This is a genomic window from Flavobacterium sp. ZB4R12 (assembly GCF_048276375.1).
In the GTDB taxonomy this organism is placed as follows: Bacteria; Bacteroidota; Bacteroidia; order Flavobacteriales; family Flavobacteriaceae; genus Flavobacterium; species Flavobacterium gawalongense.
The window spans coordinates 122,901-132,032 of record NZ_JBLNKS010000014.1; the positions used below are offsets into that span (position 1 = coordinate 122,901).

The 9,132-nt window shown below is 32.7% G+C and carries 10 protein-coding genes; 6 read left to right on the plus strand and 4 right to left on the minus strand.

Features of this window, described 5'->3' with window-relative positions:
* Window positions 1-199 precede the first annotated feature (199 nt).
* Together ACNO7W_RS11790 and ACNO7W_RS11795 are read right to left on the minus strand one after the other, a co-directional pair.
* Complete coding sequence (locus tag ACNO7W_RS11790) at window positions 200-1,096, minus strand: EamA family transporter (protein WP_417938285.1); 897 nt, start codon at window positions 1,094-1,096, stop codon at window positions 200-202.
* Window positions 1,097-1,233: 137 nt separating this feature from the next.
* The gene (locus ACNO7W_RS11795; RefSeq protein ID WP_314897159.1) at window positions 1,234-1,641 is read right to left on the minus strand and encodes a DUF2721 domain-containing protein; all 408 of its coding nucleotides are present in this window, start codon (window positions 1,639-1,641) and stop codon (window positions 1,234-1,236) included.
* Between the two features lie 283 nt (window positions 1,642-1,924).
* On the opposite strand from ACNO7W_RS11795, the gene ACNO7W_RS11800 reads away from it, so the two are divergent.
* The 3 genes from ACNO7W_RS11800 to ACNO7W_RS11810 all read left to right on the plus strand — a co-directional run bounded on the left by ACNO7W_RS11800 (window position 1,925) and on the right by ACNO7W_RS11810 (window position 3,333).
* On the plus strand, window positions 1,925-2,341 hold the full coding sequence (locus ACNO7W_RS11800) for a DUF2254 family protein (RefSeq protein ID WP_417938286.1): 417 nt from the start codon (window positions 1,925-1,927) through the stop codon (window positions 2,339-2,341).
* Between the two features lie 120 nt (window positions 2,342-2,461).
* Complete coding sequence (locus ACNO7W_RS11805; protein WP_417938287.1) at window positions 2,462-2,776, plus strand: hypothetical protein; 315 nt, start codon at window positions 2,462-2,464, stop codon at window positions 2,774-2,776.
* A 44-nt stretch (window positions 2,777-2,820) separates the two neighbouring features.
* Complete coding sequence (locus tag ACNO7W_RS11810; protein ID WP_417938296.1) at window positions 2,821-3,333, plus strand: DUF2254 family protein; 513 nt, start codon at window positions 2,821-2,823, stop codon at window positions 3,331-3,333.
* Window positions 3,334-3,527: 194 nt separating this feature from the next.
* Here the strand turns inward: ACNO7W_RS11810 and ACNO7W_RS11815 are convergent, their stop codons facing one another.
* The gene (locus ACNO7W_RS11815; protein WP_417938288.1) at window positions 3,528-4,043 is read right to left on the minus strand and encodes a YybH family protein; all 516 of its coding nucleotides are present in this window, start codon (window positions 4,041-4,043) and stop codon (window positions 3,528-3,530) included.
* Between the two features lie 427 nt (window positions 4,044-4,470).
* Window positions 4,471-6,372: a molecular chaperone HtpG gene (gene htpG / locus ACNO7W_RS11820; protein WP_417938289.1), complete on the minus strand. Its 1,902-nt coding sequence runs from the start codon at window positions 6,370-6,372 to the stop codon at window positions 4,471-4,473.
* Window positions 6,373-6,549: 177 nt separating this feature from the next.
* On the opposite strand from htpG, the gene ACNO7W_RS11825 reads away from it, so the two are divergent.
* From ACNO7W_RS11825 to ACNO7W_RS11835, 3 genes are all read left to right on the plus strand, one after another.
* Entirely contained in the window at window positions 6,550-7,029 is a 480-nt protein-coding gene (locus ACNO7W_RS11825) for a lipocalin family protein (RefSeq protein ID WP_143385833.1), read from the plus strand.
* Window positions 7,030-7,044: 15 nt separating this feature from the next.
* Window positions 7,045-7,740, plus strand: a complete 696-nt coding sequence (locus ACNO7W_RS11830) for an OmpA family protein (RefSeq protein ID WP_143385834.1) — start codon at window positions 7,045-7,047, stop codon at window positions 7,738-7,740.
* A 103-nt stretch (window positions 7,741-7,843) separates the two neighbouring features.
* Window positions 7,844-8,788: an ABC transporter ATP-binding protein gene (locus ACNO7W_RS11835; RefSeq protein WP_417938290.1), complete on the plus strand. Its 945-nt coding sequence runs from the start codon at window positions 7,844-7,846 to the stop codon at window positions 8,786-8,788.
* Window positions 8,789-9,132 lie beyond the last annotated feature (344 nt).

The window sequence follows — 9,132 nt, forward strand, 5'->3', positions numbered from 1 at the left end:
TGTCGTTTCATTTTTCTCTTCGGAATATATAATTTTTAAAAAGCTATACTTCTGAATTATCCTGCAGTAGATTTTTATAAATCAATCCATTGCATACAAATGCCAAGGTAAAATCATAACAAGTTGTTTGTCACGAATTTAATAAAATTATTAATACAATTAGTACAATTGCATTAATAATTTTAGCTTTAAATGGAAATCAGGTTGTTTTCTCAAAATTCACATTCATGATCACAATGGCCAAAATAATTAAAACAATTCCAAACCATTGTATCGTATTTACTTTTTCGCTTAAAAGAAAATAAGCCATTAATACCGAAACCGGAAGTTCTAATGCGGACACAATACTTCCTAATCCAATTCCGGTAAGAGGGAAACCGGCATTAAACAATAAGGGCGGAATTACCGTCCCAAAAAGGGCCAGTACAATTCCCCATTTGATGAAAATATCAAAATTAAAAGGGGCAGTTTGTGTTGCAAGTGCAAAACCAAATACAATTATTGCTCCACCCAACAGCATAAACAAACTGCGTTGTGCCGAAGAAACATGTGTCGCCACACGATTCGCGGTAAACATAGTTGTGGTAAAGGAAGCCGCTGATAAAAGTCCTAAAATGATTCCGCGCCAGTCAAAATCGACTTTGCTTTGAATGAGATTTGTAGCAAGTGCAGTTCCAATTAATACAATGATTACCGATATGATTTTTTGGGTGGAAGGTGTTTTTTTTTCTAAAATCATTTCGAATAAAACGCCCATCCAAACTGTTTGCATCAATAAAATAATGGCAATTGAAACAGGAATGTATTTGATGGCCAAATAATAAAAAACGCTGGTCATTCCCAGAGAAGTTCCGGCAAGCATCAATTGAAAAATGTTTTTTTTCGAGGCTTTTACAACATCATTTCCTTTTTTAGCTTTTTGAAAGATATTGATAAGCAGCATTCCCAGAATTCCATATACAAACTGAGCTATTGTCACTTCGGGAGTGGTAAAACCTTCGCTATAAGCCATTTTTACAAACGTAGCTAACATTCCATAGCTCGCTGCACCAAGACCCACTAAAAAAACTCCTTTTAATACACTATTCTTTATCATTTATTCCATTTTAAAAAGCGGGCAAAGATAGGATTTAGTTGCTAGTTATGAATTATAAATTAGGAGTTAAGATTTGAACCTTTGACTTTGTTTAAAATAACAATTTAAAAGTTACATCTAAAAGAGCCAAGAGTTCACTATGTTATTTTGCCCCCTTTATCCACCAAGTCACTCAAATGCAAGCGTAGTGCATCTACTGAAATATTAATTTCCCAAAATGACAACCCCAAAGAAATAAGCAAGCCAAGTAAGCTCAATCCGAAAATATAAATACCAAATAATTGTTGTTCCAGGAATAACAGCATCATGGCAAAAACCGATAGAAATAAACTCATGACTCCAGACATTTGCATATAACGAATGAGTGTTAAGCGTAAGTTGAGGTTTCTGATTTCCAATAAAATCATTTTATTCTCTTTCTCCTTGTATGTTTTTTTTAGTCCCCTAACAATGGTTGCAACTGTCAAAAACCGGTTTGTGTAGGCCAATAAAATTAATGATGTGGCTGAGAAAAGCAGGGCTGGAGTTTCAATATGTAAAGTCATTTTTTGTTGTATTAAAATTGATTTTAAAAATTTAAAATTGCTTTAAAAAAGCAATGATCAAAGATTGATTGTATCCTGAAGATTGTTAAACAAAAGTAAATAACATCCTATTAATAAGAGGCTACTAATCCATAAACTTTTAATAAAGGATTTATTTAATTATAGATCGTAGTCGATTTTTATTGAAAATAGCCATGATATAGTAAATGAAAATATCTATTGGAAATCAAGACTAAAATTATAGCCCTATTTGTGTTAAATTTACCTATTTGAAATTTACATTATGACACAAAAACTTAGACGTCAGATCAAGAATATATTTGAACATCAGATCAAATATATAGCAACATTTACGAGTGGTATTTATGCGTTTATTATTGGTTCCGTTTTACTGACGGTTGATTATTATGTTGATTTTGGATTAAAATTTAAAATCAATGAAGTTGCCATTTACAATCGGTTGATTGCTGTTTCCAATGTTTTAATCTCTATTCTTATTGGGATTTCACTAACTACTTTCTCCGTTATTTTTGTTGTAATGCAATTGGCATCTTCTCAATTTTCACCGAGAATTTTAAGACATTTTTTAGGAAATGATATTAAAACACAAAAATTTATCGGATTATTCGTTGGCACGATTTCATTGTGTATATTGCCTCAATTAGCGTCTGTTTTTTTTACCAAACACCTTTTCTTTTAACACTTTCAATAGGTTCTTTTTTGGCTTTTTATTGTTTGATATGGTCTTATCCTAATATGATTACCTACTTTAAGCATAAACATGAATGTCTCCACTATAACTCACCGAATAAAATCGGAAATGATTGAAGAGATAAATGTGTTATATCAAGAAAATTGGAGTGTTGGAAAAAATTTGCTTTATAAACGATCAAAAATAAACCCGGATAAATTTCAAATAAAAATTATAAGTCCATTTGAAACGGGTTATCTGGATAGTGTGAATTACAAAAAACTGGGAAGATTAACTGAAAATATTATTAATTCGAATGTTGGATTATTTTTTGAAAACGCCTACCAAAAACCTATTGTAGGGGAGTTTATTATGAAAGATATCACTGTGCTTTTGACATTGGTTTTAGTAAAGAAGTTACCCAGAATCAGACAAATAGTTTAAAGAAAGAATTCGAAGAGATTGTCAAAAAAACTTTTAAAGTTAAGCTGTTTAGAAGTCATACTCAAGATGTTAATTTTGGTGTGAGAAAACTGGTAGATATTGCAATAAAGACCATCTCTCCTGCGGTTAATGACCCCACAACCTGTTTGAACTGTATAGATCAAATTGGAGAAATAGCAAAAGAACTAGCAATAAGAGAATTCCCTTCTACGGATTCAAGAACTTTGGAGGCAAAAAAAATTCAAGTAAATGAATTCAATTTTGAAGAATTTATTGACTTTTGTTTTGATCAGATTTTTCAATGGGGGAAAGAGGATCCTACTGTGGTTAAAAGAATCATTAGAGCTATTAGTGCCATTCTGCCACTAGTTGTAAATCCTTTCAATTTAAAAATTTTAATACAAGAAGTTGAAGAGATGGACTTACTTGAAATTTATAACTTGTCACAATACAAAAAAGGAAAGCTAAAAATATCTAAAGAAAAATTAATTACTGTCGAGAAGGAATTGTCTAGGTTTAGACAAAAAGCAAAACTGCAAATTAAAGGCTGGAGCTAAAAGGAGTACTTGGTCATTATGAAACGAATCATTATTCTGATAATTTAGAAATTATAAATACTGAAATTGAGGCGATTAAGTATCTTAGAGCGTATGCGATTTCTGATGAATTTTTATATGAAAATGGAAATAAATTAACATAAAAAAACCTGCAAGTTTGTACTCGCAGGTTTCATATCTAAAATTCGAATGATCTATTTGGTTGGAGGAGGTGGAGGGCAAGGCAAATCAGAATTAAAAATGTCACGGAAAAGTTTCCATTTTCCATCTTCCATTTTCCATAATTCCAAAGACTTTCCATGGTCCGTTTCTTTTCCTGTTTTATCAGTCAAAGTCCATTCTTCTTCGACGGCCAGCATCGTTTCGTCGCCCCAAACTTCCACAGGTTTTATGGTTAAATTACCTATCCCAGCTTTGATAAATCCTGCTATTGCGGATTGAATATCCTTTTTTCCGGATACAGGCTTCTGATTGGGCGGCATAAACTTGGCATCAGTGGCATAACCGTCGGCAGCAGTTATAGAGTCGCCTTTGTTGAATGCTTCAGTAAAAATTTGATTTTCTTTTTCTATCGCTTGCTTGGCTGCGACTTTGTCAAATGTGGCTTCTTTCTCTTTTTTGGAAGGATTGCAACTAACCGATACCAATAATAGTGTCATCACTGTCACAGACACAATTGTGGACTTAATAAAATTTAAACTTTTTCTCATGGTTTTGTTTTTTAAAATTAAAAGAAATGGTATTTTACTAAAAAAAAATAAAGATACTATTTATTTTTAACATATTTAATACTAAAAACATATGTGATTTAGAATAAATAAAATTTGCGCTTGCTTGGAATTATATCTAAATTATTTTTTTTTGCCACAAATTTCACACCGAATTTTTTTAAAATCCGTGTTAATCCGTTCCGATAGCTATAGGAAAATCTGCGTCATCCGTGTTCTATTTTTTTAGTTTAGATAAAATTAAGCACATATATTTTCATCTAAATTTCTTTAATTGCTTATTACCTCTTAATTCTCATTCAAAATTCATTATTGACTAACAAAAAAACCTGCAAGTTTGCACTCGCAGGTTTAGAAAGTAATCTTTGTCAAAGTTTTAAACTTTGACAAAGATGTTAAAAACGCAATCTTATTTTATCATCTCAAAACTTCTTTTAACGAAAGCCGTTAACGCTTCCCCTTTCAATAGGTTTTGCGATAATTTAGCTAAGTCTAACGCTTGTTTTACCAAACTTTCCTGAGCTGATTTGTCTTCAGTAGCAAGGATGGTTGTCGCCAAATCTGAATTGGTATTTACGACTAAATTGTACATTTCCGGCATATTACCCATTCCGAACATTCCGCCACCGCCAGACTGACTCATTTCTTTCATTCTACGCATGAATTCTGGTTGGGTAATAATAAATGGAGCCGCTTGACTGTCCATCGCTTCCAGTTGTACAGAATAGTTTTGTTTTGGAACTATAGTTTCTAAAACTGTTTTCAAATTAGTTTGTTCTTCCTCAGATAATTTAGAAATGGTAGTTTCCTCTTTCTTGATTAAATTATCAATATGATCTGAATCCACACGTACGAAAGTCATTCCGCTGTTATCGCCTTCAATTTTTTGAATTAAATGAGAGATAATCGGCGAATCCAATAATAAAACCTCGTATCCTTTGTCTTTTGCAATTTCGATATAAGAGTGTTGCGCTTCTTTATTCCCGGCATATAGAACAACTAGTTTCCCGTCTTTATTTGTTTGATTTACAGCCAGTTTCTCTTTTAATTCTTCAAGCGTGTAATATTTGTTATCAACAGTAGGATACAAAACAAATGCACCAGCTTTTTCATAGAATTTATCTTCAGAAAGCATTCCGTATTCTAAAACGATTTTGATGTCGTTCCATTTTTTTTCAAAATCTTCACGGTTTTCGTTGAATAAAGATTTTAGTTTATCGGCAACTTTACGGGTAATATAATTGGAAATTTTCTTAACGGCAGCATCAGCTTGTAATCCGGAACGAGACACATTCAACGGAATATCCGGGGAATCAATTACCCCTTTAAGCATTGTTAAAAATTCAGGAACAATTCCTTCTACATTATCGGTTACATAAACCTGATTTTGGTACAATTGAATTTTATCTTTCTGAATTTGTAAATCAGAACCTAATTTTGGAAAATATAAAATACCGGTTAAATTAAACGGGTAATCTACATTTAGATGAATGTGAAATAACGGTTCTTCAAATTGCATTGGATACAACTCATGGTAGAAATTTTTATAATCCTCATCCGATAATTCTGTTGGTTGTTTTGTCCAAGCTGGATTTGGGTTATTAATGATATTATCTATTTCTACTTCTGTAAAAGTTTTGTCTTTATCTTCTGGTGCAACTTCTTCACCCTTTTTTTGTTCAATTTTCTCTGTTTTAGTTCCAAATTTAATTGGAATAGGCATGAACTTATTGTACTTATTCAATAACTGATTAATTTTTGAATCTTCAAGAAATTCTAAAGAATCTTCAGCAATATGCAAAATAATTTCTGTTCCACGAGTGGTTTTATCAGCAGGTTCTAATGTGAACTCAGGACTTCCGTCGCAAGTCCAGTGCGCTGCAGGTTCGTCTTTGAAAGATTTAGTGATAATTTCCACTTTTTCGGCAACCATAAATGCTGAATAGAAACCAAGACCAAAATGACCGATAATACCAGAATCTTTAGCAGAATCTTTGTATTTGTCCAGAAATTCTTCAGCACCAGAAAATGCTACTTGGTTGATGTATTTTTCTACTTCATCCGCTGTCATTCCCAAACCTTGATCGATAATGTGCAGTTTTTTACCTTCCTTGTCGATTTTTACTTCGATAATTGGGTTGCCATATTCTACTTTGGCTTCGCCAATGCTTGTTAAATGTTTTAATTTTAGCGTAGCATCAGTCCCATTTGAAATCAATTCACGCAAGAAAATTTCGTGATCACTGTACAAGAATTTCTTGATTAGGGGAAAGATGTTTTCTACCGAAACATTAATTTTTCCAGTTGTCATATTTTGAATTTTTAAGTTTGAATTTGGAACTATTTACTCAAATAAGATACCAATTTAGGTTAAAGTGACAAATTGTCGGAAGTGTTAATTATGATATAAAATAATTTAATTCTGAAACAAATTTGTTCTGTTTGCTTTGTATCTTTGTGTAAGTATTAATTCATTAAATTTTAAAAAATGAAAAAAGTTATTTTATTATGCATATTAGCTGTTTCGATGTTTGCCTGTAAGTCAACATCAGTAACAAGTACAAATACAGATAGAAAAGCCCAAGTTGCAATGAAAGGAAACTGGGAAATAAGTTCCGTGACTTATCCCGGTTCACAATATATTAAAGTGAATTCTTTTCAAATTGCTGATTCAGAATGTTTTGTTGGAAGTACATGGAAATTTGTTTCAAACAATAACAAAGGAAATATGGCTTTGACAAGAGCAAGTTGTACTGCATTTAACTCACCAATTACTTGGTTTGTGAATAAAGATGGTCAGTTTATCCTAAAAGTTCTTTATGCTGGAGAAAAAGCCAGAAAAGTTAGAGAAGGTTACATCCTTATGGTTGCAAACCAAACAGAGGCTTCTTTTCAATTGATTGATAAAATTGATGTAGGTGGAAAAATGACCGATGTTGTTTACCAATTTAATAAAGTTAACAAATAAAAAATAGATATAGATATGAAAAAGATTTCAATAGTTGCAATAGCAACACTAATGATTATAGGTTCCATGTTTACAAGTTGTGAAGCATTAAAAAATACCAATAAAACACAAAGAGGAGCCGCAATTGGAGCTGCTGGTGGTGCCGTAATAGGCGGAATTCTGGGGAATAACCTTGGAAAAGGTGGAAAAGGCGCATTAGGTGCTGTTTTAGGCGGAGTTGTTGGTGGAGTTGCCGGTGGAGTTATTGGTAACAAAATGGATAAGCAAGCAAGAGAAATTGATGCTGCACTTCCAGGAGCTGAAGTGGTTCGTGTAGGAGAAGGAATTAAATTAGTTTTGAATGAAAATGCAGTGCGTTTTAATACTAATAAATCTTCTTTGACTTCAACGGCTAAAGCTAATTTAGACAAATTGGTTCCTGTTTTTAAAGAATATCCTGATACGAATATTACTATTTACGGATATACAGATAGTACTGGTACGCCAGAATATAATTTGAAACTTTCAGGAGAAAGAGCGGTATCCGTTAGAAATTATTTAACTAGCAAAGGGGTATCTTCCAGTAGATTTCAAGTAACGGGTTTAGGAATTGCTGATCCAATTGCTTCAAATGAAACAGTTGATGGCAGAAGCCAAAATCGTCGTGTTGAATTTGCTATTACTGCAAATGAAAAAATGATTAAAGATGCGGAAGCTGAAGTAAAAAACTAAGCATCACAATACTATAAACAAAGGCTGTTTCTTCACGAAACAGCCTTTTTTTGTATCCGAATTTGAATTAAACATTGTAAATTTGCGCTCTTAAATACAGATGATGCTCGAGATAAAAAATATATTCTTCACTTACATTGATAAACCGGTCATTGAAGATGTTAGTTTTACTATTGCCAGAGGCCAAAATACCGCTATTATTGGTGAAAGTGGTTGTGGTAAAAGTACCTTACTTAAACTGATATACGGCTTATATGATTTGGATGAGGGAGAAATAACGCATAATGAGAAACCCATTTTAGGACCGAAACACAACCTTATTCCTGGGGAAGATTATATTAAATATCTAGCTCAGGATTTTGATTTGATGCCTTACATAACTGTCGAAGAAAATGTAGGGAAGTTTTTGTCTAATATTTATAAGGATAAAAAAAAGGCTCGAGTTCAGGAGCTTTTGGAAATGGTCGAAATGACGGAATTTGCAAAAGTAAAAGCCAAATATTTAAGTGGTGGTCAGCAACAAAGGGTGGCTTTGGCCAGAGTTTTGGCATTAGAACCAGAAATCATTTTGCTGGACGAACCGTTTAGCCAAATTGATTCGTTTAGGAAAAATTCCCTGCGTAGAAATTTATTCCGTTACTTAAAACAAAAAGGGGTTACCTGTATTATTGCTACACATGACAGCGCCGATGCTTTGTCTTTTTCTGATGAAACGATTGTGATTCAGAATGGAAAAGTGGTTGCAAAAGGGAACTCAAAAGAGTTGTATGAAAACCCTGTGAATAAATACATTGCCTCTCTTTTTGGGGAAGTAAATGAATTAAAATTGTCTCAATTAATTGAACTTGATGGAGATGATGAAGCGCTTTTATTGTATCCACACCAATTGAAAGTAGTTGACAACGGAATGATACAAGTAGTTGTGAAACAATGCTATTTTAAAGGAAGCCATTATTTGATTAAAGCTGCTTTTGAAAAAAGGGCGATTTTCTTTGAACACGATTCGGAATTAGAATTGAATCAGGAAGTGACATTGATGTTAGCTTGATAGACAGATTCGAAAAATAAATATGTCTTTTTAATAGGATGCCTTAGCCCTGATGGAAGCCTACCGTGTGGACACAAATTTTTATACATTAGAATAGAACACAGATTTGACAGATTAGACGGATTGTCACAGGTTTTTTTGATTATAACATGAAAAAGCCAACATGATTATGACATTTCGGGACACGACTTTTTGAATTAGAATAGAAAAGAACAAATTTAAATCTGTGTCTTGTCCTAAAATAGGTTTACACATTTAAACGACAATTAAATGAGAACAAGTAAAGTTATTTTAGGATTTAAAAGGCCGATAGAAATTTCTAATATGGAACGTCGGCAGATAGT